22 protein-coding genes are annotated in these 22,253 nt (G+C 66.3%); 15 read left to right on the top strand and 7 right to left on the bottom strand.

Annotation, left to right across the window (positions count from 1 at the left end; genetic code table 11):
* Positions 1-59: 59 nt before the first annotated feature.
* Positions 60-728, bottom strand: coding sequence for a glutathione S-transferase family protein (locus RPB_RS00115; protein ID WP_011438923.1), 669 nt, complete (start codon positions 726-728; stop codon positions 60-62).
* Between the two features lie 248 nt (positions 729-976).
* On the opposite strand from RPB_RS00115, the gene RPB_RS00110 reads away from it, so the two are divergent.
* From RPB_RS00110 to RPB_RS00040, 15 genes are all read left to right on the top strand, one after another.
* Positions 977-1,579, top strand: a complete 603-nt coding sequence (locus RPB_RS00110) for a 2-hydroxychromene-2-carboxylate isomerase (protein ID WP_011438922.1) — start codon at positions 977-979, stop codon at positions 1,577-1,579.
* Between the two features lie 152 nt (positions 1,580-1,731).
* Positions 1,732-2,469, top strand: coding sequence for an SDR family oxidoreductase (locus tag RPB_RS00105; protein WP_011438921.1), 738 nt, complete (start codon positions 1,732-1,734; stop codon positions 2,467-2,469).
* Positions 2,470-2,546: 77 nt separating this feature from the next.
* A complete protein-coding gene (gene panE / locus RPB_RS00100; RefSeq protein WP_011438920.1) occupies positions 2,547-3,467 on the top strand; it encodes a 2-dehydropantoate 2-reductase in 921 nt (306 codons plus the stop codon).
* 348 nt (positions 3,468-3,815) lie between these two features.
* Positions 3,816-5,462 carry a cytochrome-c oxidase, cbb3-type subunit I gene (gene ccoN / locus RPB_RS00095; RefSeq protein ID WP_011438919.1) on the top strand — a complete coding sequence of 549 codons (1,647 nt, stop codon included), beginning with the start codon at positions 3,816-3,818 and terminating at the stop codon, positions 5,460-5,462.
* Between the two features lie 11 nt (positions 5,463-5,473).
* Positions 5,474-6,208: a cytochrome-c oxidase, cbb3-type subunit II gene (ccoO, locus tag RPB_RS00090; protein ID WP_011438918.1), complete on the top strand. Its 735-nt coding sequence runs from the start codon at positions 5,474-5,476 to the stop codon at positions 6,206-6,208.
* A gap of 9 nt (positions 6,209-6,217) precedes the next feature.
* Positions 6,218-6,382 (top strand): cbb3-type cytochrome c oxidase subunit 3, encoded by a 165-nt coding sequence (locus tag RPB_RS00085; RefSeq protein WP_011438917.1) that lies wholly within the window; start codon positions 6,218-6,220, stop codon positions 6,380-6,382.
* Positions 6,383-6,389: 7 nt separating this feature from the next.
* Positions 6,390-7,271 carry a cytochrome-c oxidase, cbb3-type subunit III gene (gene ccoP / locus RPB_RS00080; RefSeq protein WP_011438916.1) on the top strand — a complete coding sequence of 294 codons (882 nt, stop codon included), beginning with the start codon at positions 6,390-6,392 and terminating at the stop codon, positions 7,269-7,271.
* Positions 7,272-7,380: 109 nt separating this feature from the next.
* The gene (gene ccoG / locus RPB_RS00075) at positions 7,381-8,847 is read left to right on the top strand and encodes a cytochrome c oxidase accessory protein CcoG (protein WP_041798463.1); all 1,467 of its coding nucleotides are present in this window, start codon (positions 7,381-7,383) and stop codon (positions 8,845-8,847) included.
* A gap of 19 nt (positions 8,848-8,866) precedes the next feature.
* Positions 8,867-9,367 carry a FixH family protein gene (locus RPB_RS00070; RefSeq protein ID WP_011438914.1) on the top strand — a complete coding sequence of 167 codons (501 nt, stop codon included), beginning with the start codon at positions 8,867-8,869 and terminating at the stop codon, positions 9,365-9,367.
* Positions 9,368-9,402: 35 nt separating this feature from the next.
* On the top strand, positions 9,403-11,598 hold the full coding sequence (locus tag RPB_RS00065; RefSeq protein WP_011438913.1) for a heavy metal translocating P-type ATPase: 2,196 nt from the start codon (positions 9,403-9,405) through the stop codon (positions 11,596-11,598).
* The gene (ccoS, locus tag RPB_RS00060) at positions 11,589-11,762 is read left to right on the top strand and encodes a cbb3-type cytochrome oxidase assembly protein CcoS (RefSeq protein WP_041797817.1); all 174 of its coding nucleotides are present in this window, start codon (positions 11,589-11,591) and stop codon (positions 11,760-11,762) included. The genes RPB_RS00065 and ccoS overlap by 10 nt, the downstream gene beginning before the upstream one ends.
* A 15-nt stretch (positions 11,763-11,777) precedes the next feature.
* On the top strand, positions 11,778-11,981 hold the full coding sequence (locus RPB_RS00055; protein WP_011438911.1) for a hypothetical protein: 204 nt from the start codon (positions 11,778-11,780) through the stop codon (positions 11,979-11,981).
* A gap of 140 nt (positions 11,982-12,121) precedes the next feature.
* Positions 12,122-12,400 (top strand): hypothetical protein, encoded by a 279-nt coding sequence (locus tag RPB_RS00050; protein WP_011438910.1) that lies wholly within the window; start codon positions 12,122-12,124, stop codon positions 12,398-12,400.
* Between the two features lie 147 nt (positions 12,401-12,547).
* Positions 12,548-13,057 (top strand): Lrp/AsnC family transcriptional regulator, encoded by a 510-nt coding sequence (locus RPB_RS00045; protein ID WP_011438909.1) that lies wholly within the window; start codon positions 12,548-12,550, stop codon positions 13,055-13,057.
* A gap of 192 nt (positions 13,058-13,249) precedes the next feature.
* Positions 13,250-14,329, top strand: coding sequence for a methyl-accepting chemotaxis protein (locus tag RPB_RS00040; protein ID WP_011438908.1), 1,080 nt, complete (start codon positions 13,250-13,252; stop codon positions 14,327-14,329).
* A 21-nt stretch (positions 14,330-14,350) separates the two neighbouring features.
* On the opposite strand, the gene gyrB is transcribed toward RPB_RS00040, so the two are convergent.
* From gyrB to RPB_RS25135, 6 genes are all read right to left on the bottom strand, one after another.
* A complete protein-coding gene (gyrB, locus tag RPB_RS00035) occupies positions 14,351-16,792 on the bottom strand; it encodes a DNA topoisomerase (ATP-hydrolyzing) subunit B (RefSeq protein WP_011438907.1) in 2,442 nt (813 codons plus the stop codon).
* 227 nt (positions 16,793-17,019) lie between these two features.
* Positions 17,020-18,156 (bottom strand): DNA replication/repair protein RecF, encoded by a 1,137-nt coding sequence (gene recF, locus RPB_RS00030; protein WP_011438906.1) that lies wholly within the window; start codon positions 18,154-18,156, stop codon positions 17,020-17,022.
* An 86-nt stretch (positions 18,157-18,242) separates the two neighbouring features.
* Positions 18,243-18,614 (bottom strand): endonuclease domain-containing protein, encoded by a 372-nt coding sequence (locus RPB_RS00025; RefSeq protein WP_011438905.1) that lies wholly within the window; start codon positions 18,612-18,614, stop codon positions 18,243-18,245.
* 165 nt (positions 18,615-18,779) lie between these two features.
* Complete coding sequence (dnaN, locus tag RPB_RS00020; RefSeq protein WP_011438904.1) at positions 18,780-19,898, bottom strand: DNA polymerase III subunit beta; 1,119 nt, start codon at positions 19,896-19,898, stop codon at positions 18,780-18,782.
* 261 nt (positions 19,899-20,159) lie between these two features.
* Entirely contained in the window at positions 20,160-21,578 is a 1,419-nt protein-coding gene (dnaA, locus tag RPB_RS00015) for a chromosomal replication initiator protein DnaA (RefSeq protein WP_011438903.1), read from the bottom strand.
* A 157-nt stretch (positions 21,579-21,735) separates the two neighbouring features.
* Positions 21,736-21,864 (bottom strand): hypothetical protein, encoded by a 129-nt coding sequence (locus RPB_RS25135; protein ID WP_283804835.1) that lies wholly within the window; start codon positions 21,862-21,864, stop codon positions 21,736-21,738.
* Positions 21,865-22,253: the final 389 nt, after the last annotated feature.

The following is a 22,253-nucleotide window of genomic DNA, read 5'->3' as shown; positions in this document are numbered from 1 at the left end:
CAAGCGGGAGAGGGGGCAGGCAGTGCTCGCGGCGAGCGACGTGCTGACTTCGCTTGCGGCTACGCCTTGCCGATCTCGTACGGCCCACCCTTTTCCAAGGCACGCTTGTAGGCCGGACGGGCGTGGATGCGGGCGAGCCAGGCTTGGGCGTTCGGGTAGGTCTGGTCGAGCCCGGCGCGGGACGCGGCGGCTTCCAGCGGGAAACTCATCTGGATGTCGGCGGCGGTGAAGTCGGCGCCGGCGAAGTAATCGCTCTTGGCCAGCTCGCTCTCCCAGAACGCCATGTGCTGCTTGAGCTGCGGATCGACGAAGCCGGTCAGCGCGCCGCCGGCGACCAGCTTCACCAGCGGCCGCAGCAGCGCCGGCGCGCGCTGCGGCATCATGGTGAACAGCAGCTTCAGCAGCAGCGGCGACATCGCCGAGCCTTCGGCATAGTGCAGCCAGTAGGTGTAGCGCAGCCGCTCCGGCGTCTTCGGCGGCGGGATCAGCCGGCCGTCGCCATAGGTCTCGACGATGTAGGTGATGATCGCACCCGACTCGGCGACGGTATTGCCGGCGTCGGTGATCACCGGCGATTTGCCGAGTGGGTGCACGGCGCGCAATTCCTTCGGCGCCATCATGTCGGGCTGGCGCTGATAGCGCTTGATCTCGTAGGGCAGGCCGAGCTCCTCGAGCAGCCACAATACCCGTTGCGAACGCGAATTGTTGAGATGGTGGACGGTGATCATGTCTCGATATGTCCGGTTGTGCGCGTCGACGCGCCAGGGCGCCGCCGCAGGGAAGGCCACCCGCCCATAGCAGACTTCGTGCCAGTTCGGCATCACAGTTCCGAAGCCGGTTTCGGTCCCCGGCCCGGGCGGTTCGGCCTGGTCGCGGCCGCGACCCGGTTGATTGCCCGCCGCCGACCCGCTAGGCTGCTATGGCATGACGATGATCATATAAGGCGCGCCGTACGCGCCGCGACCGGGAGTGACCAATGACCCAGCCGGCCCCGCAATTCCTGTTCGATTTCGGCAGCCCCAATGCGTTTCTCAGCCACCGGGCGATCCCGGCGATCGAGCGGCGCATCGGCGTCACATTCGACTACGTCCCGGTGCTGCTCGGCGGCATCTTCAAGGCCACCAACAACAAATCCCCGGCCGAGACGCTGGCCGGCGTCAGGAACAAGCGCGAATTCATGGCGCTGGAGACCGAGCGCTTCCTGAAGCGCTTCGGCGTCACGCCCTATGTGTGGAATCCCAACTTCCCGGTGAACACCCTCAATCTGATGCGCGCCGCGGTTGCGGCGCAGCGCGACGGCGTGTTGGCGCAATATGTCGACGCCGCCTTCCACCACATGTGGGTCGAGCCAAAGAAGATGGACGATCCGCAGATCGCAGCCCAGGCGCTGGCGTCGTCGGGGCTCGATGCGGAAAAGCTGTTCGCCGGCGCGCAGGAGCCGGAGATCAAGGCGAAGCTGATCGCCAACACCGAGGACGCGGTCGCCCGCGGCGTGTTCGGCTCGCCGACCTTCTTCGTCGGCGCCGAGATGTTCTTCGGCAAGGAGCAACTCCGCGACGTCGAGGAGATGTACGGCTGAGTCCGCGATTTCAAAGCGCCCGACACCTCCGTCATGGCCGGGCTCGTCCCGGCCATCCACGGACACCGGCGCAGCGGTTGCGTCATCGTGGATGCCCGGGACGAGCCCGGGCATGACGAACTCATAACCCGGTTCAATTCGGAGAAGCCAACATGACGCCACGCAACGCAACCGTCGCGGTGATCGGCGCCGGCGACTACATCGGCGCCGAGATCGCCAGGAAATTCGCCGCCGAAGGCTTCACGGTGTTCGCCGGCCGGCGCGACGGCGCCAAGTTGGAGCCGCTGGTGCGGGAGATCGAGGCGGCCGGCGGCCGCATCGTCGCGCGCACGCTGGATGCCCGCAAGGAGGACGAGGTCGCGGCGTTTCTCGACGCCGCCGACGCGCATGCGCCGCTCGACGTGACGATCTTCAACGTCGGCGCCAACGTCAATTTCCCGATTCTGGAGACCACCGACCGGGTGTTCCGCAAGGTCTGGGAAATGGCGTGCTGGGCGGGCTTTCTCGCCGGGCGGGAATCGGCGCGGCTGATGCTGCCGCGCGGACGGGGCAACATTTTCTTCACCGGCGCGACCGCGTCGCTCCGCGGCGGCTCGGGTTTCGCGGCCTTCGCCAGCGCCAAATTCGGGCTGCGCGCGGTGGCGCAGTCGATGGCGCGCGAATTGATGCCGCAGAACATCCACGTCGCGCATCTGATCATCGATTCGGGGGTCGACACCGCCTGGGTCCGCGAGCGCCGCGAGCAGCTCTGGGGCAAGCAGGCGCTCGACAATCCCGACCTCCTGATGCCGCCGGCCTCGGTCGCCGGGGCCTATTGGCAGCTCTATCAGCAGCCGAAAAGCGCCTGGACCTTCGAGATGGAAATCCGTCCCTTCGGGGAAAAGTGGTAGGGGCCATGCAAAGCCGGCGCTCGCCATGGCGGGGCCGTCGCGATAGGAGTTCGCAACATTCAAGGGAGGGGTGAGCGATGCGGATTCTGATTGTCGGCGCCGGTGCGATCGGTGGCTATTTCGGCGGCCGGCTGCTGCAGATCGGCCGCGACGTCACCTTCCTGGTGCGCCCCAAGCGCGCCGACGAGCTGGCGCGTGACGGGCTGGTGATCAAGAGTCCGCACGGCGACCTGACGATTCCACATCCGCCGGTGGTCCAGGCCGATGGCCTCGCGCCCGACTACGATCTGGTGCTGCTGAGCTGCAAGGCGTTCGACCTCGACGACGCCATCGCCTCGTTCGCCGCGGGGGTCGGGCCGCAGACCGTGGTGCTGCCGCTGCTCAACGGAATGAAGCATCTCGACGTGCTCGACGCAGCGTTCGGTCGCGCGCGGGTGCTCGGCGGCCAATGCGTGATCGCGGCGACGCTGGATGCGCAGCGCCATGTCGTGCAGCTCGCGCCGATGAATGCGATCACCTTCGGCGAGCGTGACGGCGGCCTGTCGGACCACGTCGGCGCGATCGCGCGGACGCTGGGCGGCTCCTCCTTCGAGGTCAACCCGAGCGCCGAGATCATGCAGGAGATGTGGGAGAAGTGGGTGTTTCTCGCCTCGCTGGCCGGCTCCACCAGCCTGATGCGCGCGGCGGTCGGCGATATTCTGGCGGCGCCCGGCGGCGCCGATTTCATGCTCGGCGTGGTCGACGAGATCTCGGCGATCGCAGCCGTCGCGGGCCATCCGCCGCGCGAAGCGTTCCTCGAACGCGCCCGTGGCGCGCTGCTGGCGAAAGGCTCCGCGCTCACCGCCTCGATGTTTCGCGACATCCAGGCCGGCGCCAGGATCGAGGCCGATCATGTGATCGGTGACCTGATCGCGCGCGGCGATGCGGCCAAACGCCCGGTCGCCCGGCTGCGGGTGATCTACACCCACCTCAAGGCCTATGAGCGGCAGCGCGGCTGACCCGCCGGGCCGACGCGATTCAGCGCCCGCGACAGCAGCGCCGCGCGGGTCCGCGTCCGGCGTAGACGCCTCGGATACCATCCATAAAAGCGAATGAATTGCGTTCGCTTCTTGCGCATCTCATCCTTTGGTCTAGTGGTTCGCCCGTCCGTGTCAAAAACGCCTCGTACTGGCACGAGGCGCGCGTGCTGAGGCCTTTTGTTCCTTGCACATTTGACGCGTTTCAATGACAACCGCCGCGACCGCACTGCTGTGGCGCAAAATTGTGCAATTTGATTTCGATCAAATGGCCCTTTCCGTTTCAGGGTTTGGTGCGACCAACTGCCCCGCCGAGAAAAGATTGATCAGATGAATCAAGCTCTCACATCCAAACGGATCACCTTCGGCGAGGGTGGTCTGACGCTCGTGTTCACGCTGACCACGGCGCTTTGCATCTACGCGTCGATCTTCGCCAAGGACGCGCCGTTCGCCTTCCACGCCGCTCTCGGCGCTGCCGTCAGCGCCTGGGCCGTGTTCGCGATCATCACCCGCTACAGCCGCCGCACCGGCGTGCCGCCGCAGGAAATCAACGGCGTGCCGAACTACAATCTCGGCCCGATCAAATTCCTGTCCTTCATGGCGATGTTCTGGGGCATCGCCGGGTTCTCGGTCGGCCTCTACATCGCGTTGGAGCTGGCCTATCCGGGGCTCAACGTCGCGCAATGGGTCAATTTCGGCCGGCTGCGCCCGCTGCACACCTCCGCGGTGGTGTTCGCGTTCGGCGGCAACGTGCTGCTGGCGACCTCGTTCTACGTGGTGCAGCGGACGACGCGGGCGCGGCTCGCGGGCGATCTGGCGCCGTGGTTCGTGGCGATCGGCTACAACTTCTTCATCGTCATCGCCGGCACCGGCTATCTGCTCGGCGTGACGCAATCCAAGGAATACGCCGAACCCGAATGGTACGCCGACCTGTGGCTGACCATCGTCTGGGTGACCTATCTGCTCGTGTTCGTCGCGACATTGATGAAGCGCAAAGAGCCGCACATCTACGTCGCGAACTGGTTCTACCTCGCGTTCATCCTGACCATCGCCGTGCTGCATCTCGGCAACAATCCGACGCTGCCGGTGTCGCTGCTCGGCTCGAAGTCGTACATCGCCTGGGCCGGCGTGCAGGACGCGATGTTCCAGTGGTGGTACGGCCACAACGCGGTCGGCTTCTTCCTCACCGCCGGCTTCCTCGCCATCATGTACTACTTCATCCCGAAGCGGGCGGAACGGCCGGTGTATTCCTATCGGCTGTCGATCATCCACTTCTGGGCGCTGATCTTCCTCTACATCTGGGCCGGCCCGCACCATCTGCACTACACCGCGCTGCCGGACTGGACGCAGACGCTCGGCATGACCTTCTCGATCATGCTGTGGATGCCCTCCTGGGGCGGCATGATCAACGGCCTGATGACGCTGTCGGGCGCCTGGGACAAGCTGCGCACCGACCCGGTGCTCCGCATGATGGTGGTGTCGGTCGCGTTCTACGGCATGTCGACCTTCGAAGGCCCGATGATGGCGATCAAGGCCGTCAACTCGCTCAGCCACTACACCGACTGGACCGTCGGCCACGTCCACTCCGGCGCGCTCGGCTGGGTCGGCTTCGTCTCGTTCGGCGCGCTGTACTGCCTGGTGCCGTGGATCTGGGGCCGCAAGGAGCTCTACAGCCTCCGGCTGGTGAACTGGCACTTCTGGATCGCGACGCTCGGCATCGTGCTCTACATCTCGGCGATGTGGGTGTCGGGGATCCTGCAGGGCCTGATGTGGCGCGCCTACACCTCGCTCGGCTTCCTCGAATATTCGTTCATCGAGTCCGTCGAGGCGATGCATCCCTTCTATGCCATCCGCGCCGCGGGCGGCGGACTGTTCCTAATCGGCGCGCTGATCATGGCCTACAACCTCTGGATGACGGTTCGCGTCGGCGAATCGTCGGAGGCCCAGCCCCGCGTCGCCCTGCAGGCCGCCGAGTAAGGAACCGACCGATGTCTTTCTGGAATCGTCACAAGATCTTCGAGACGAACTCGATCATCCTGATCGTCGGCATTCTGCTCGTGATCTCGATCGGCGGCCTGGTCGAGATCCTGCCGCTGTTCTACCTCAAGAGCACGATCGAGAAGGTCGACGGGATGCGTCCCTATACGCCGCTCGAACTGGCCGGCCGCAACATCTACATCCGCGAGGGCTGCTACCTCTGCCACTCGCAGATGATCCGTCCGTTGCGCGACGAGATCGAGCGCTACGGCCACTACTCGCTCGCCGCCGAAAGCATGTACGACCATCCGTTCCAGTGGGGCTCCAAGCGCACCGGTCCGGATCTGGCGCGGGTCGGCGGCAAGTATTCCGACGACTGGCACGTCGCGCATCTGAGGGACCCGCGGTCGATCGTGCCGCAGTCGGTGATGCCGGCCTATGCGTTCCTCGGCAAAACCACCGTCGACGGTGCGAGCCTGTCCGATCATCTGCGCACCAACCGCACCCTCGGCGTGCCCTACAGCGAAGAAGACGTCGCCAAGGCGGCCGAAGACCTCAAGACCCAGGTCGATCCCGACAGTGCCGGCGCAGCCGACCTGCTGAAGCGCTATCCCAAGGCCGTGGTCCGCAATTTCGACGGCCAGGACGGCGCTCCGACCGAACTCGACGCGCTGGTCGCCTATCTGCAGATGCTCGGCACGCTCGTCGACTTCAAGCTCTACAACGAAAAAGCCAATTTGCGCTGAGGCCGGGACATGAAAGCGATCCTCTCCGTCGAGAACTTCGTCTCCAGCTTCGTCACCATGTGGTGGACGCCGCTGTTCGTGGTGATCTTCCTCGCCATCGTGGCCTACGCGTTGTGGCCTCAGAACAAGGCGGAGTTCGACGCCGCCGCCCGTATGCCGCTGCGAGAGGATTGATACGACCATGGCTGACCACGCACATCACGCCGAGATCGACAAGGTCACCGGCACCAGCACCACCGGCCATGAATGGGACGGCATCAAGGAACTGAACACGCCGCTGCCGCGGTGGTGGATCTGGACCTTCTATGCCTGCATCGTCTGGTCGCTCGGCTACTTCCTGGTCTATCCGGCTTGGCCGTTGGTCAACGGCTACACCACCGGCTTCTTCAACTACTCCTCGCGCGCCGAACTGGCGGTCGACCTCGCCAAGCTCGACGTGGTGCGCGGCGACAAGATGGCGGCGCTCGCCACGGCGCCACTCGCCGACATCGAGAAGGATCCGGCGCTGCTGGCTTTGGCCCGCGCCAAGGGCAAGGTGGTGTTCGGCGACAATTGCGCCGCCTGCCACGGCTCCGGCGGCGCCGGCGCCAAGGGCTACCCCAACCTGAACGACGACGACTGGCTGTGGGGCGGCACGCTCGAGCAGATCGAGAAGACCCTCCTGTACGGCGCCCGCTCGGGCCACGACGACGCCCATCAGGGCAACATGCCGGCGTTCGGCAAGGACGGCCTGCTGGAGAAGGACCAGATCGTCCAGCTCGCCAATTACGTGCGCTCGCTGTCGGGGTTGTCGGTCCGGCCCGGCACCGATCTCGCCGCCGCCAAGCAGCTGTTCGCCGACAATTGCTCGTCCTGTCACGGCGACGAAGCCAAGGGCAATGTCGAGCTCGGCGCGCCGAATCTGACCGACCGGATCTGGCTCTACGGCTCGGATGAGGCTACGTTGATTGAGACCATGACCAACGGCCGCGGTGGCGTGATGCCGGCCTGGAACGAGCGTCTCGATCCGGCCACCATCAAGGCGATGGCGGTGTACGTGCACTCGCTCGGCGGCGGCAAATAGCCGCCGGCCGCCGGACGGGATCCTCGACGTGTTGGGGGGCACGCGAGGGTCGACAGACGCGCCGGCCGCGGAGTCGCGGCGCGGCGACGAAACCAAGAAGAACCCCGAGATGAACAAGCCCCTGCGCGACACCGACCTGGTCCCGGACGACGACGGAGGCCCGCTCTACGCCGCCGGGAAGAAGATCTATCCGCAGCGCGTCTCGGGATCGTTCCGGCGCATCAAATGGATCCTGATGGCGGTGTGCCTCGGGATCTACTACTTCCTGCCCTTCGTGCGCTGGAATCGCGGCCTCGGCGCACCCGACCAGGCGGTGCTGATCGATCTCGCCAACAACCGTTTCTATTTCTTCTTCATCGAGTTGTGGCCGCAGGAGATCTATTACTTCACCGGCCTTTTGATCGTCGCCGCGATCACGCTGTTTCTGATGAACGCGCTCGGCGGCCGGGTGTGGTGCGGCTATCTCTGCCCGCAGACGGTGTGGACCGACCTGTTCTTCGCGGTCGAGCGGCTGGTCGAGGGCGATCGCCGCGAGCGGATGCGCAAGGCCGAGGAGGGTTGGTCGCTGCAGCGCGGCTCCGAGTTGGTGCTGAAGCATTCGATCTGGCTGATGATCGCGTGGTGGACCGGCGGCGCCTGGGTGCTGTATTTCGCCGACGCGCCGACGCTGATCAAGGACCTGGTCACCTTCCAGGCGCCGATGGTCGCCTATATCTGGATCGGCATCCTCACCTTCACCACCTACACGCTCGCCGGCTTCATGCGCGAGCAGGTCTGTGTCTACATGTGCCCGTGGCCGCGGATCCAGGCGGCGCTGACCGACGAATGGGCGCTCAACGTCACCTATAAGTACGATCGCGGCGAGCAGCGCACCTCGCTGAAGAAGGCCGCGCAGGCGCGCGCGCTGGGCGAACAGGTCGGCGACTGCGTCGATTGCAACCAGTGCGTCGCGGTGTGCCCGACCGGCATCGACATTCGCAACGGGCCTCAGCTCGACTGCATCCAGTGCGGCCTGTGCATCGACGCCTGCGACAACGTCATGACCAAGATCGGCCGCCCGACGCGGTTGATCGGCTACGACAACGACATCAACATCCATCGCCGGATGGAGGGCAAGCCGGAGATCTTCAAGCCGCTGCGTGCCCGCACCGTGGTGTATTCGGCGCTGATCGCCGGCATCGGCGCGATCATGCTGTATGCGCTGCTGAACCGCAGCCTGCTCGACCTCAACGTGCTGCACGACCGCAACCCGGTCGCGGTGCGGCTCAGCGACGGCTCGATCCGCAACGGCTACACCATCCGCTTCCTCAACAAGCGCGGCTTCGACCGCGTGATCGCGGTCGACGTCAGCGGGCCGCCGAATGCGGTGATCCACATCGTCGGCGCGGATTCGATCGTGCCGGACCGGCCGATGATCATCCTGGCCCGCGACGCCACCACCGAACTGCGCGTGCTGGTCGATTCCCGCCCGTCGTCCGAGGAAGACCTCGCACCGTCCACGCCGGTGGCGTTCCACGTCACCGATATCGGCCTCGGCGAAGTCGCATCCGCCAAGGACGTCTTCGTCAAGCCCTGACCGCCACCGGAGCCGTTCCATGACTCGTCCAACCTCCAAACCCAGGCAACTCACCGGCAAGGTCGTGTTCGTGTCGCTGGTCGCCTTCTTCGGCGTGGTGTTCGGCGTCAACGGGCTGATGATGGCGCTGGCGATCAAGACGCTGCCGGGTACCGAGGTCGACAGCGCCTATGCGGCGAGCCTCGCTTACGAAAGCGAGATCGCCGCGGCGCGCGATCAGGAGAAACGCGGCTGGAAGGTCGACGCCCGGGTCGAACGCCGGCCCGACGGCCGCGCGACGCTGCGGGTCGAGGCGCGCGACCGCGCCGGACTGCCGCTGTCGGGGCTGACATTCTTCGGCCGCCTCGAGCGACCGGCCGACAAGGCGGGGGACCACGATGTGGTGCTCGCCGAGACCGCGAGCGGCGTGTTTCAGGGCGATGCCACGGGGGTCGCACCGGGGCGCTGGGATCTGGTGCTGGAGGGCGATCAGAACGGCAACCGCATGTTCTTGTCGAAGAACCGCCTGACGCTGAACTGACGAGCGATCCGGACGAGGATCAAAAGGCGCGCCGCATGTTGATGACCCGGGACTTCTCGCACTACGTCAAGGACGTCGATCCGCAGACCGCGCATCTCGACCTCGCGGTCGAGGGCGTCAGCTGCGCCGGCTGCATGGCCAAGATCGAGCGCGGGCTGTCGGCGATTCCGGACGTGACGCTGGCCCGCGTCAACCTCACCGACCGCCGCCTCGCGGTGGAGTGGAAGAAGGGCGCGGTGGAGCCGGCGCTGTTCATCGATCGGCTCGCCGAACTAGGCTACAAGGCCTATCCCTACGAGCCGGTCCGCGCCGAGGTCGAGGAGACCGAGCGCAGCAAGTTCCTGCTGCGCTGCCTCGGCGTCGCCGCCTTCGCGACCATGAACGTGATGATGCTGTCGGTGCCGGTGTGGGTCGGCGGCGATCTCAGTCCCGAAGCACGCGATTTCTTCCACTGGCTGTCGGCGCTGGTGGTGCTGCCCTGCGCCGCCTATGCGGGCCAGCCGTTCTTCCAGTCGGCCTGGCGCGCGCTGAAGGCCAAGAGCGTCAACATGGACGTGCCGATCACGATCGGCGTGGTGCTGGCGCTGGGCATGTCGCTGGTCGAGACCATCAATCACGCCGAGCACACGTATTTCGATGCGGCGATCATGTTGATCGCCTTCCTGCTGGCGGGCCGCTTCCTCGACCAGAAGATGCGGCAGAAGACCCGCGCGGTCGCCGGCAATCTGGCCGCGCTGAAGGCCGAGACCGCGACCAAATTCGTCGGTCCCGACGAAATCAGCGAAGTGCCGATCGCCGCGGTGCGCGCCGGCGACCTCGTGTTGCTGCGCCCGGGCGAGCGCTGCGCGGTCGACGGCAGCGTGGTCGAGGGCCGCTCCGAGATCGACCAGAGCCTGATCACCGGCGAGACGCTGTATGTGAAGGCCGAGCGCGGCACCCAGGTCTATGCCGGCACGCTCAACATCTCCGGCACGCTGCGCGTGCGGGTTTCCGCGGCGTCGGAAGGCACGCTGCTCGCCGAGATCACCCGGCTGCTCGACCATGCGCTGCAGGCGCGCTCGCGCTACGTTCGGCTCGCCGATCGTGCCTCGCAGCTCTATGCGCCGGTGGTGCACGCCACCGCGCTGCTCACCGTGATCGGCTGGGTGCTGGCCGGCGCGAGCTGGCACGATGCCATCGTCATCGGCATCGCCGTGCTGATCATCACCTGCCCCTGCGCGCTCGGTCTGGCGATCCCCGCGGTGCAGACGGTGGCCTCGGGCGCGATGTTCCGCGCCGGCGTGTTGCTCAATGCCGGCGACGCAATCGAGCGCGCCGCCGCGGTCGACACCGTCGTGTTCGACAAGACCGGCACGCTGACGCTGCCGGAGCTCGACGTCGTCAACGGCGCCGGCGTGCCCGACGAGGTCTTCCAGCTCGCCGGGCGCCTCGCGCTCGCCAGCCATCATCCGGTCGCCGCCGCGGTGGCGCGCGCCGCCCAGGCCAAGGCGCCGCTGCCCGGTGTCACCGAGGAGCCCGGCCGCGGCGTCCGCGCGCTGTTCGAGGGCGAGGAGCTGCGGCTCGGCAGCCCGGCCTTCTGCGGCGCCGATGCCGAGGCCAACGCCATTCTCAGCGCCGATCCGGAAGTCTCGGTGGTCGCCTTCAGCCGCGGCGATCGGCACACCGTGTTCGCGGTCCGGCAGTTGCTGCGGCCCGACGCCGCCCGGACGATCGACGCGCTGCTCAATCGCGGCATCGCCGTGGAATTGCTGTCCGGCGACCGCGAGCCGGCGGTGCGGCATGCGGCCGACGCGCTCGGCGTCAGCGCCTGGCGCGCCGGGGTGACGCCGGCCGAGAAGATCGCCCATATCGAGGCCTTGAAGGCGCAGGGGCGCGTGGTGATGATGGTCGGCGACGGCATGAACGACGCGCCGTCACTCGCCGCCGCGCATGTGTCGATGTCGCCGATCAGCGCCACCCATCTCAGCCAGGCGACCGCCGATCTGGTGTTTCTTGGCAAGGAACTTGCACCGGTATTGGCCGCGATCGACTATTCGCGCAAGGCGATGGCAGTGATGCGGGAGAATCTGACGCTGGCGATCGGCTACAATGTGCTCGCGGTGCCGATTGCGATCGCGGGCCTCGCCACGCCGCTGATCGCCGCATTGGCGATGTCCGGCTCGTCGATCCTGGTGATGCTGAATGCGATGCGCGCCCGTCGGGTCCGCCTGGGGGGTGCGTCATGGAAGTGATGGTGTTTTTGGTGCCGCTGGCGCTGATGCTGGGGCTGCTCGGTCTGGCGGCGTTCCTGTGGTCGCTGAAGAGCGGCCAATACGAGGACCTCGACGGCGCCGCCTGGCGGGCGATTTCCGACGACGACCAGACGCCGCGGCCGCCGGCGAAGGAACCGGCCTGAGAGTGCGAGGCTGATATGGCGATGTTCACCTACTCCGATTCGGACGCGCTGATCCGGCCCAAGCCGGCGCCGGTCGAAACCCGCCCGGAGCCCGCGACGGACGAGGATGCCGACACACGCTGGCTGCGGTCGCTGTCGCTGCCGCACCGGTCGTTCGTGCGGTTCTACCGGGCGCTGCGCAAGCTGCAGCCGATGTTTCCGCCGCTGTCCTGCTGCTGAGTCGCCGCAGGGCAAAGCGACGCGCCACCAAAGCGTTAAGCCGAATTCATCGGGCTGATACAGACCGCGGTTATCAGGCCGGCGTAGCACCGACGCGAATCGCGCTCCGCGAATCGCCCGCCTCGAATCGACGAGCCGCCATGCCCCGCACCTTCGCCTCCCAAGTCGCCGCGTCCGAAGCCCCCGCGACCCAGGCCGGGTCCCAATCCGCGTCCAAAGCCTTCATCATCGAAGTGAATTCGCGCGCCGCCGGGATTGTCGTGCGTGACGGCCGTGGCTTTCGTTTCCATGCCGCGACCGACGATTTCACCGGACTGGAGGGCCGTGGCTTCCGTTCGCCGGGCGACGCCCATAAGGCCGCGCAGCGCCTGCTCGACAGCCTTCGGCTCGGCCGGAGCATGAAATTCGGCGCCGCCTGATCGAGCCCGGCCAGGACCCGACCAAGACCCGGCCAAGAACCGGTCAAGACCCGGCTTCGCGGCCACGCCGGCCAGCGTCGGCACTTGCGTGAAAAAATCTTCCAAGTAGAATGATCTCTGATCTTCAATTTGGAAGAATGTTCTCTCATGTCTGATGCCGATGTTCCCGTCGCCGAGACCGTCCGCCGCCTCGATGCGATCGACCGGAAGATTCTGACCGTGCTGCAGCAGGACGCTTCGCTGTCGGTGGCCGAGATCGGCGACCGCGTCGGGCTGTCGTCGACGCCGTGCTGGAAACGGATCCAGCGGCTCGAAGCCGACGGCGTCATCACCCGGCGGGTGGCGCTGGTCGATCAGGACAAGATCGGGCTCGGCCTGTCGGTGTTCGTGTCGATCGAGAGCGGTGATCATTCCGAGGCGTGGCTGAAGACCTTCGCCGACGCGGTCAGCGCGATGCCGGAAGTGATCGAATTCTATCGGATGGCCGGCGACGTCGACTACATGCTGCGCGTGGTCGTCGCTGACATGCGGGCCTACGACGTCTTCTACAAGCGGCTGATCAGTACGGTTCCGCTGAAGAACGTCACCTCGCGCTTCGCGATGGAGAAGATCAAGTCGGTCACTGCGCTACCGGTACCGCCGATGAGTGCCGCCTGACGGACTCGTCGGTTCGTTGCCGTGTTGCGGGAGCGCCCCTCCCGCATTGCGGGAACCGATCGGTGATTGATCATCTGCACAAACTAACAGCGGTCTCGCCGGCGCGAATTCCTAATTCCCGGTTTTCGGTTTAGCTCTAGTTAGGACAAATCACGCAAATTATCGCCCGGCGCGACGTCGGGGTGGAAACAAATGCAGACAGCGGTCATTCGGCGGGATGGATCGGCCGACCAGGTCGCTTCCGCGGACCATGACGACATCTCGGCGCTGGTGGCGCGGCTGACCTCCGAGGTCAATGAGATCGCCTGCGGCAAGACCAAATCGATCCAGAAGATCACCAGCCAGATGAAGATCCTGGCGCTCAACGCGCTGATCGAGAGCGCCCGCGCCGGCAAGCAGGGCGCCGGCTTCGCGATCGTGGCGCAGGAGGTGCGCAATGTCGGCGCCCAGATCGAGGAGATCGCGCGCGATCTCGAAAGCCAACTCACCAAACGCACCGGCGAACTGATCAGTTCGATCGGCAGCATGACCGAGCGGTCGCGCGGCGACCGGCTGGTCGATCTGTCGCTCAACGCGGTCGAACTGATCGATCGCAACCTCTACGAGCGCACCTGCGACGTGCGCTGGTGGGCGACCGATTCCGCGGTGGTCGATTGCGCCGCGAAACCCGATGCGGCGTCGGCGTCCTATGCCGGCGAGCGGTTGGCGGTGATCCTCGGCGCCTACACGGTGTATCTCGACCTGTGGCTGTGCGGCCTCGATGGCACGATCCTCGCCAACGGCCGGCCCGGCCGGTTCGGCGTGGTCGGCAGCAGCGTCGCGGGCTGCGACTGGTTCAAGGAGGCACTACGCCTGCGGTCGGGCGACGACTATGTCGCCGGCAATGTCGAGCGGATGCCGCAGCTCGGCAATGCCCAGGTCGCGACCTATTGCGCCAGCGTGCGCAGCGACGGCCGCAGCACCGGCGCGCCGCTCGGCATCCTGGCGATCCATTTCGACTGGGAGGCGCAGGCCAGGGCGATTGTTCAGGGCGTGCGGCTCGATCCGCAGGACAACGCCCGCGTGCTGCTGCTCGACTCCCGGTTCCGCGTGATCGCCGCCTCCGACGGAAGCGGCCTGCTCGAGGAACGCTTCCCCCTGAAGGTCGCCGGCCAGCGCAGCGGTACCTACCGCGACGCCTCGGGCGCCATGGTCGGCTTCCACCTCACCCCGGGCTACGAAACCTATCGGGGCCTCGGCTGGTACGGCGTGATCGTCAGCCGGGCGGAGTAGGCTGGCGCCGCTGCAGTGGGTTTACACGTCCACCGTCGCGCTCAGCGAATTCTCCTGGATGAATTCGCGGCGGGGTTCGACGACGTCGCCCATCAGCTTGGTGAAGATGTCGTCGGCTTCGTCGACTTCGCGGACCTTCACCTGCAGCAGCGAGCGGGCGTTGGTGTCGAGCGTGGTCTCCCAGAGCTGGCTCGGGTTCATCTCGCCGAGGCCTTTGTAGCGCTGCAGCGCCACGCCCTTGCGGCCAGCGTCGGTCACCGCCTCGAACAGGCTGACCGGGCCGTGGATCGCGGTTTCCGCATCCTTGCGGCGCAGCACGCCGGGGCGCGGATAGACCTCCTGCAGCACGGCGGCGTATTCATCGAGCTTGCGGGCGTCGGCGGAGCCGAGCAGCGCGTCGTCGATCATCGCCACGTCCTTGACGCCGCGCACGGTGCGCTCGAAGTGGAAGCCTTCGCCTTCGACGAAGCGGCCGATCCAGCCGCGCTCGACCTCGTCGGCCAGCGCGTCGAGCCGGCGCGCGATATAGGCGGCGGCTTCGTTGGCGGTCGCCACGTCGCTGGTGATCCGCGGGCTGAGCACGCCGGCGATCGCCGCCTGCTCGACCACCGAGCGATTGTAGCGGCCGTGCAGATTGTGCAGCGTCTGGCGGATCACGCGGGCGTCCTCGACCAGCGCCAGCAGATCCCGCCCGCCGCGGACTTCGCCGGAGGCGATCTTGAACGCGCAATCGTCGAGTCCGGTCGCGATCAGATATTCCTCGAGCGCGCGCTCGTCCTTGAGATACTGCTCCGACTTGCCGCGCGTCACTTTGTACAGCGGCGGCTGCGCGATGTAGAGGAAGCCGCCCTCGATCAGAGCCGGCATCTGCCGGAAGAAGAACGTCAAGAGCAGCGTGCGGATGTGCGCGCCGTCGACGTCGGCGTCGGTCATCAGGATGATCTTGTGGTAGCGCAGCTTGGCGATGTCGAAATCGTCGCGGCCGATGCCGGTGCCGAGCGCGGTGATCAGCGTGCCGATCTGCTCGGAGCCCAGCATCTTGTCGAAGCGCGCGCGCTCGACATTGAGGATCTTGCCGCGCAGCGGCAGCACGGCCTGGAATTCGCGGTTGCGGCCCTGCTTGGCGGAGCCGCCGGCGGAGTCACCCTCGACGATGAACAGTTCGGATTTCGACGGATCGCGCTCCTGGCAGTCGGCGAGCTTACCGGGCAGCGAGGCGATATCCAGCGCGCCCTTGCGCCGCGTCAGCTCGCGCGCTTTTCGCGCGGCTTCGCGGGCGGCGGCGGCTTCGATCACCTTGCCGACGATGACCTTGGCTTCGGCGGGATGTTCCTCGAACCAGGCTGCGAGCGCTTCGTTCAGCACGTTCTCGACCACCGGCCGGACTTCCGAGGACACCAGCTTGTCCTTGGTCTGCGACGAGAACTTCGGATCCGGCACCTTCACCGACAGCACCGCGGTGAGGCCTTCGCGGCAATCGTCGCCGGTCAGCGCGATCTTTTCCTTCTTGGCGTTGCTGTCCGCATAGCCGTTGACCTGCCGCGTCAGCGCGGCGCGGAAGCCGGCCAGATGCGTACCACCGTCGCGCTGCGGGATGTTGTTGGTGAAGCACAGCACGTTCTCGTGGTAGGTCTCGTTCCACCACAATGCGGCTTCGACGCCGATGCCGTTGAGATCCGCCGCCAGCACGATCGGCGCCGGCACCATCGGCTTCTTGTTGCGGTCGAGATATTTGACGAATTCGGTGACGCCGCCCTCGTAGCGCATCTCCTCGCGCTTCTCGACCGGGTGGCGCATGTCGGACAATACGATGTTCACGCCGGAATTCAGGAAGGCGAGTTCGCGTAAGCGATGCTCCAGCGTCGCGAAGTCGTATTCGATGTGGGTGAAGGTTTCCGGCGACGCGAAAAATGTCACCTCGGTGCCGCGCCGGCCATTGGCGTCGCCGACAACGCTCAGCGGCGCCACCGCGTCGCCATGGGCGAATTCGATGATGTGCTCTTTGCCGTTACGCCACACGCGCAGGACCAGCTTGCTCGACAGCGCATTGACCACCGAGACGCCGACGCCGTGCAGTCCGCCGGACACCTTGTAGGAGTTCTGGTCGAATTTTCCGCCGGCATGGAGCTGGGTCATGATGACTTCGGCCGCCGAAATGCCTTCGCCCTTGTGGATGTCGACCGGAATGCCGCGGCCGTCGTCGCGCACCGTCACCGAGCCGTCGGCGTTGAGCACGACTTCGACCGCGGTGGCGTGGCCGGCGAGCGCTTCGTCGATGGCGTTGTCGACGACTTCGTACACCATGTGGTGCAGGCCGGAGCCGTCGTCGGTGTCGCCGATATACATGCCCGGCCGCTTGCGGACAGCGTCGAGGCCCTTCAGCACCCGGATCGATTCCGCGCCGTATTCGGCCGGAACGGGCGACGGGGTTTCGGCGATCGGCTGCCGGGCGGGTTCAGTCATGCAGGAACCTTTGAAGGATGAGTTCGAATCGGCTTGCGAGGGCGCGCATGCAGCGCCTTTTGTGCCACGAAAGACGGATTGCGCCTAGCGCAAAGTGGCATGCTTCAAGTTATTGAAGAGATAGGATTTTTTATCGGTTCAGCAAGCCCGAAAACGGCCGATTCGAGCACTCGGGAATGTCGGCTCGCAAGGGCCGGTTGAGGCCCCTTCGGGGCGATCTCCGCCGCTCATTGTTGCGGCCTGATCCGGCCGGATTCGACGGTGAATATCTCGGCGCCGGAACCGATCTCGGCGAACGCTGCGGGGTCGGCGCCGGTCATCCAGACCTGGGCGCCGAGCTTCGCCAATTCCTCGAACAGCGCGGCGCGCCGCGACGGGTCGAGATGCGCCACCACCTCGTCGAGCAGCAGCAGCGGCGTGATGCCGGTCATCTCCGAGACGAGCTGCGCATGCGCGAGGACGAGCCCGATCAGCAGCGCCTTCTGTTCGCCGGTGGAGGCGTCGCGCGCCGGCATCGCCTTCGGCGCGTAGACGACTTCGAGGTCGGTCAGATGCGGGCCGTCGAGGGTGCGGCCGGCGGCGGCGTCGCGCGGGCGGCCCTCGCGCAGGATGGTGCGGTAGCGATCTTCCACCGCCGTGGCGGGTTCGGTGAGCAGCGCGCTCTCCATCCAGCCGTCGAGCATGATCTTCGCCGACGGAAACGCCGATGCCGCGCCGCGGGCGTCGAGCATCGCGGCGAGGCGCATCGCGGTCTGGCCGCGCATCGCCGCGACCGCGACCGCGAGCTCGGCGGTTTCGCGCTCGATCGCATCGAGCCAATGCGCGTCGGGGTAACGTACCTCCAGCAGGCGGTTCCGCGATCTGAGGCTGCGGTCCAGCGCCGAGACCCGGCCCGAATGCTGGCTGTCGATCGCCAGCACCAGCCGGTCGAAGAACCGCCGCCGTTCCGAGGCCGCGCCCATGAACAGCCCGTCCATCGCCGGCGTCAGCCACACCATGCGTAAGTGATCGCCGAATGCGGTGGCGGAGCCGACCGGCTCGCGGTCGATCCGGCAGCGCCGCGAGGTCGCGGCGTCGGCGCGCGGCGGATCGATCCCGGTGCCGAGCGTCGCCAGCCCGAGCGCGCCCTCGACCTCCGCCGCCACCGCCCAGGAGCCGTCGCCCTCATTGTCGGCGACGTCGTCCAGCGTCGCCCGCCGCAACCCCCGCCCCGGCGACAGAAACGAGATCGCCTCGAGGCAATTGGTCTTGCCGGCGCCGTTGGCGCCGACCAGCACCACGCGCTCGGCACTCGTCGTCAGCACCGCCGCCCGATAATTGCGGAAATGCGTCAACGTCAGCCGGGTGATGCGGGAGGCGGTCATGTGATTAAAGCGAGAACAGCGCCGAGTGACCCTCTCCCCTTGTGGGAGAGGGTGGCGCCGAACGAAGTGAGGCGCCGGGTGAGGGGTTATTCGTCCGTTTCGGAAAGCTTCGCAAGGATATCTTCAAGCACCGCTGTGCGACGCTGCAGCACGTCGTTGTTCCAGTAGCGCGGCACGCGAAAGCCCGCAGCGAGGAGCGTGGCATCGCGAATCTGGTCGCGCGTTTGCTCTGCATGCTGACTGCCGTCGATCTCGATCACCAGGCGCTGCTCGAAGCAGACGAAGTCGAGAATGTAGTTCTGGAACGGCACCTGCCGGCGGAATTTCAGCTGGGCGAAACGGCGATCGCGCAGCAACTTCCACATCGCGGATTCCGCATCAGTGGGCGCGTGCCGCATCGTCTTGGCAAAGGCACGGAGTTTCGCTGGGGTTGAAACGTGACGCGGGCGCTGCGGCATGACCCCTCACCCGGCTTCGCTTCGCGAAGCCACCCTCTCCCACAAGGGGAGAGGGTGATCAAAGCGGGCTCTGCATTGTCTGGTCAAGTCAGGCAAATGCCGCTTACGGCGATTCTCCGGTCAAGCCGGGCGGTGACAATTGATGCCGGTCGGGCGCGGGTGGAACTACACCCGCATCGGCATCAGCACGTACAGCGCGTTTTTCTTGTCGCGGTCCTGGATCAGGGTGGGCGAGCCGGGGTCGGCGAGGCGCAGCACTGCGACTTCGCCTTCGATCTGAGCGGCGATGTCGAGCAGATAGCGCGAGTTGAAGCCGATATCGAGCGGGTCGGAAGCGTATTCGACCTCAAGCTCCTCGGTCGCGCTGCCGGAATCCGGGTTGGTCACCGACAGCACCAGCTTGCCGGCGCTCAAGGCCAGCTTCACGGCGCGGCCGCGTTCGCTCGAGATCGTCGAGACGCGGTCGACCGCGGCCTCGAAATCCTTCTTGTCGACCACCAGTTCCTTGTCGTTGTTCTGCGGAATCACGCGGCCGTAATCCGGGAAGGTGCCGTCGATCAGCTTCGAGGTCAGCACCACATTGCCGATGGTGAAGCGGATCTTGCCGACCGACAGTTCGAGGCCGATCTCGGCGTCGTTGTCCTCGATCAGCCGCTGCACCTCGCCGACGGTCTTGCGCGGCACGATCACGCCGGGCATGCCGGCGGCGCCGGCGGGCTGGGTCAGGTCGACCTGCGCCAGCCGATGGCCGTCGGTCGCGACCGCGCGCAGCTTGGCGTCCTTGGCCGAGCCGGCGGTGTGCAGATAGATGCCGTTGAGGTAGTAGCGGGTCTCTTCGGTCGAGATCGCGAACTGGGTGCGGTCGATCAGCCGCTTGACGTCGGAGGCGGTGAGCGAAAACGAATGCGACATCTCGCCGGCGGCCAGATCCGGGAAGTCGCTCTCCGGCAGGGTCTGCAGCGTGAAGCGCGAGCGCCCGGCGCGGATCGCCAGCACCGAACGGTCGCCGTCGCTTTCCAGCACGATCTGCGAGCCGTCGGGCAGCTTGCGGACGATGTCGTAGAACATGTGGGCCGGCACGGTGGTCGACCCCGCGGTGGCGGTCTCGGCCGGCAGCGTTTCGGTGACTTCGAGGTCGAGGTCGGTCGCCTTCAGCGACAATTGGGCGTTTTCGGCGCGCACCAGCACGTTGCCGAGAATCGGAATGGTGTTGCGGCGCTCGACCACGCGGTGGACGTGGCCCAGCGACTTCAGAAGTTGCGCGCGTTCGACCGTGACCTTCATTGCAAAACCCGCCTGATCCGCACCCGCATCGTGTGATGCAGCCGCCGGAGGTACTGGAGAAGCCGGGCGGCCTGAAACGGCGCCACGGCGATGGGGACCCTGCGGATGCGTCCCGAACCCGCGGGGGGTCCGCAGGGTGGCGTGGTTATGCGGCGGACGCAAGGGTGCGTGGCCGGTATGGCCCCGAATGTCCCCGAGTTTTGCCGAGGGCCGCCGCGGCCGGGCGCTTCCCCGGTCGTTTCGTCCGTCACGCCGCCGGGGCTATTCCTGAAGCTGGCGCTTGAGCGAATCCACCTCGTCGGACAGCGTGGTGTCCTTGGACACCAGCCCCTCGATCTTGCGGACGGCGTGCAGCACCGTGGTGTGGTCGCGCCCGCCGAAACGGCGGCCGATCTCCGGCAGCGAGCGCAGCGTCAGCGTCTTGGCCAGATACATCGCCACCTGGCGCGGGCGTACCACATTGGCGGTGCGGCGCGACGACAAGAGATCCGAGCGGCTGACATTGTACTGCCGCGCGACGATGCGCTGAATGTCTTCGATCTTGATCCGCTTCGGCTCCTGCGGCCGGATCAGATCGCGCACCTCGTGCTCGGCCATCTCCAGCGTCACCGGCTGGGCGTTGAGCTTGGAATGCGCCAGCAGGCGGTTGATCGCGCCTTCGAGATCGCGGCCGTTATGCGTGATGGCGCGGGCGAGATATTCCAGCACCGGCGCCGGCACGTCGAAGCTCGCATGATGCGCGCGCGCCGCGACCACGCGCGACTTCAGAATGCCGAGCCGCAGATCCTCGCCGAGCGGCGCCATCTCGACGACGAGGCCGCCGGCGAGCCGCGAGCGCACCCGCTCGTCGAGGCTTTCGAGATCCGACGGCGGACGATCGGCCGCGACCACGACCTGGCGGCCGGCGTCGATCAGCGCGTTCAGCGTGTGGCAGAATTCGGCCTGGGTGGTCTTGCCCTGCAGGAATTGCAGATCGTCGATTACCAGCACGTCGATGCCGCGCAGCGCTTCCTTGAAGGCGAGCGAGGTCTGCGTCTTCAGCGCGGCGACGAAGCCGTACATGAATTTCTCGGCGGTGAGATACAGCACCTTGCGCTCGATGCCGGTATTGCCGGCCCAGGTGACGGCCTGCAGCAGATGCGTCTTGCCGAGGCCGACGCCGGAATGGATGTAGAGCGGGTTGAACATCACCGGATCGCCGCGGCGGCCTTCCGCCACCTGCTTGGCGGCGGCATGCGCCAGCGTGTTGGAGCGGCCGACGACGAAGCTCGCGAAGGTCAGCCGCGGATCGAGCGGCGAGCCGCCGAGCGCATCGTGATTGGACGAGGCCGGCACCGTGGCGTGGCTGCGCGTCTCGGTGGCGGGACGGTGCTCGGCGCGACGATGCTCGACCGGCGCCGCCGCTTCCTTGGCCACCGCCGCGCGCATCGGCGAGCGAACGGTGAGATCGATGCGGCAGACTTCCGGCAGTTCGGCCTGCCAGCAGGTCAGCACCTTGTCGGAATAGTGCGTCTGGATCCAGCTCTTCAGAAACCGCGTCGGCACCGACAGATGCACGCTCTCCGGCTGAACGGCTTCGAGGTCCATGCGCGCGAACCAGCTCGAATACACGTCCTCGCCGACGCTCGAGCGCAGACGGCCTTTTACGCGAGACCAGCGATCATGTTCCATGTTCGACATTTCAGCAGCTTTTCAGATGGAGTGATGTTCAACGCAGCGGGCGAAACCATGACGGCTCGCGCCGCGCCGCGACGTCGCGAAGCAAACTCCGGACACAGCTCTGCCGTTCGGCGAGGCGCCGACGTCAGTTCAGGGGCCGTTGACGGGTTGCTTCAGGTCAGCGCGGACTCGACGGGTGCACCGGAGTTCGGGCGCTGCTGCGACTGATGATGGTCGTGGAGGTCTTGAAATAATCTCGCGCCGAAACCTCGGCAGCCTGGAATGAACCGTTGAATTCGTCGCTCATGAAACCTCCCCCTCCTGACGCGCTTGCACGCGGCAAGATGTCGTCAAATCCCGAGTCAATTCTAAGTCCAGCCGCCGTGCCGTCTTCGTGACAACCGATCGTTGCTCACCGTGCCATCGCCCGCCGGAGACGTCTGCAAGCAGACGTTCCGCACGAATTCAGCCACAGCTTCGCCGGTCTCATATTGCTATGAGTCACAACCTGTCTGCCATTTGAAAAACGCCACGAACACGCATACCGCCGCCGATCTGCATGTCCGCCCCTGGTTCTCAAACCGCGCTGATCTGAAGAACCGTGGGCGTCGCGGGCGATCTAAGAAATACACGACCTCCCTTTTCTCGCAACGGATATGATTCGATCCGTGCGGCGCAAAACGCGGCGCGGGGTGC

This window comes from Rhodopseudomonas palustris HaA2 (genome assembly GCF_000013365.1).
Classification (GTDB): domain Bacteria; phylum Pseudomonadota; class Alphaproteobacteria; order Rhizobiales; family Xanthobacteraceae; genus Rhodopseudomonas; species Rhodopseudomonas palustris_J.
Note: the sequence above shows the minus strand (reverse complement) of the source record. Positions and strands in the feature narration are given on the sequence as shown.

What these genes read in the sequence shown, in the direction of transcription:
- dnaN (WP_011438904.1), bottom strand. Translation starts at nt 19,898, where the DNA reads ATGAAGGTCACGGTCGAACGCGCGCAACTTCTGAAGTCGCTGGGCCAC.
- ccoO (WP_011438918.1), top strand. Translation starts at nt 5,474, where the DNA reads ATGTCTTTCTGGAATCGTCACAAGATCTTCGAGACGAACTCGATCATC.
- RPB_RS25135 (WP_283804835.1), bottom strand. Translation starts at nt 21,864, where the DNA reads ATGAGCGACGAATTCAACGGTTCATTCCAGGCTGCCGAGGTTTCGGCG.
- ccoG (WP_041798463.1), top strand. Translation starts at nt 7,381, where the DNA reads ATGAACAAGCCCCTGCGCGACACCGACCTGGTCCCGGACGACGACGGA.
- RPB_RS00045 (WP_011438909.1), top strand. Translation starts at nt 12,548, where the DNA reads ATGTCTGATGCCGATGTTCCCGTCGCCGAGACCGTCCGCCGCCTCGAT.
- dnaA (WP_011438903.1), bottom strand. Translation starts at nt 21,578, where the DNA reads ATGTCGAACATGGAACATGATCGCTGGTCTCGCGTAAAAGGCCGTCTG.
- panE (WP_011438920.1), top strand. Translation starts at nt 2,547, where the DNA reads ATGCGGATTCTGATTGTCGGCGCCGGTGCGATCGGTGGCTATTTCGGC.
- RPB_RS00050 (WP_011438910.1), top strand. Translation starts at nt 12,122, where the DNA reads ATGCCCCGCACCTTCGCCTCCCAAGTCGCCGCGTCCGAAGCCCCCGCG.
- ccoP (WP_011438916.1), top strand. Translation starts at nt 6,390, where the DNA reads ATGGCTGACCACGCACATCACGCCGAGATCGACAAGGTCACCGGCACC.
- ccoS (WP_041797817.1), top strand. Translation starts at nt 11,589, where the DNA reads ATGGAAGTGATGGTGTTTTTGGTGCCGCTGGCGCTGATGCTGGGGCTG.
- gyrB (WP_011438907.1), bottom strand. Translation starts at nt 16,792, where the DNA reads ATGACTGAACCCGCCCGGCAGCCGATCGCCGAAACCCCGTCGCCCGTT.
- RPB_RS00025 (WP_011438905.1), bottom strand. Translation starts at nt 18,614, where the DNA reads ATGCCGCAGCGCCCGCGTCACGTTTCAACCCCAGCGAAACTCCGTGCC.
- recF (WP_011438906.1), bottom strand. Translation starts at nt 18,156, where the DNA reads ATGACCGCCTCCCGCATCACCCGGCTGACGTTGACGCATTTCCGCAAT.
- RPB_RS00040 (WP_011438908.1), top strand. Translation starts at nt 13,250, where the DNA reads ATGCAGACAGCGGTCATTCGGCGGGATGGATCGGCCGACCAGGTCGCT.
- RPB_RS00105 (WP_011438921.1), top strand. Translation starts at nt 1,732, where the DNA reads ATGACGCCACGCAACGCAACCGTCGCGGTGATCGGCGCCGGCGACTAC.
- RPB_RS00065 (WP_011438913.1), top strand. Translation starts at nt 9,403, where the DNA reads ATGTTGATGACCCGGGACTTCTCGCACTACGTCAAGGACGTCGATCCG.
- RPB_RS00055 (WP_011438911.1), top strand. Translation starts at nt 11,778, where the DNA reads ATGGCGATGTTCACCTACTCCGATTCGGACGCGCTGATCCGGCCCAAG.
- ccoN (WP_011438919.1), top strand. Translation starts at nt 3,816, where the DNA reads ATGAATCAAGCTCTCACATCCAAACGGATCACCTTCGGCGAGGGTGGT.
- RPB_RS00070 (WP_011438914.1), top strand. Translation starts at nt 8,867, where the DNA reads ATGACTCGTCCAACCTCCAAACCCAGGCAACTCACCGGCAAGGTCGTG.
- RPB_RS00085 (WP_011438917.1), top strand. Translation starts at nt 6,218, where the DNA reads ATGAAAGCGATCCTCTCCGTCGAGAACTTCGTCTCCAGCTTCGTCACC.
- RPB_RS00115 (WP_011438923.1), bottom strand. Translation starts at nt 728, where the DNA reads ATGATCACCGTCCACCATCTCAACAATTCGCGTTCGCAACGGGTATTG.
- RPB_RS00110 (WP_011438922.1), top strand. Translation starts at nt 977, where the DNA reads ATGACCCAGCCGGCCCCGCAATTCCTGTTCGATTTCGGCAGCCCCAAT.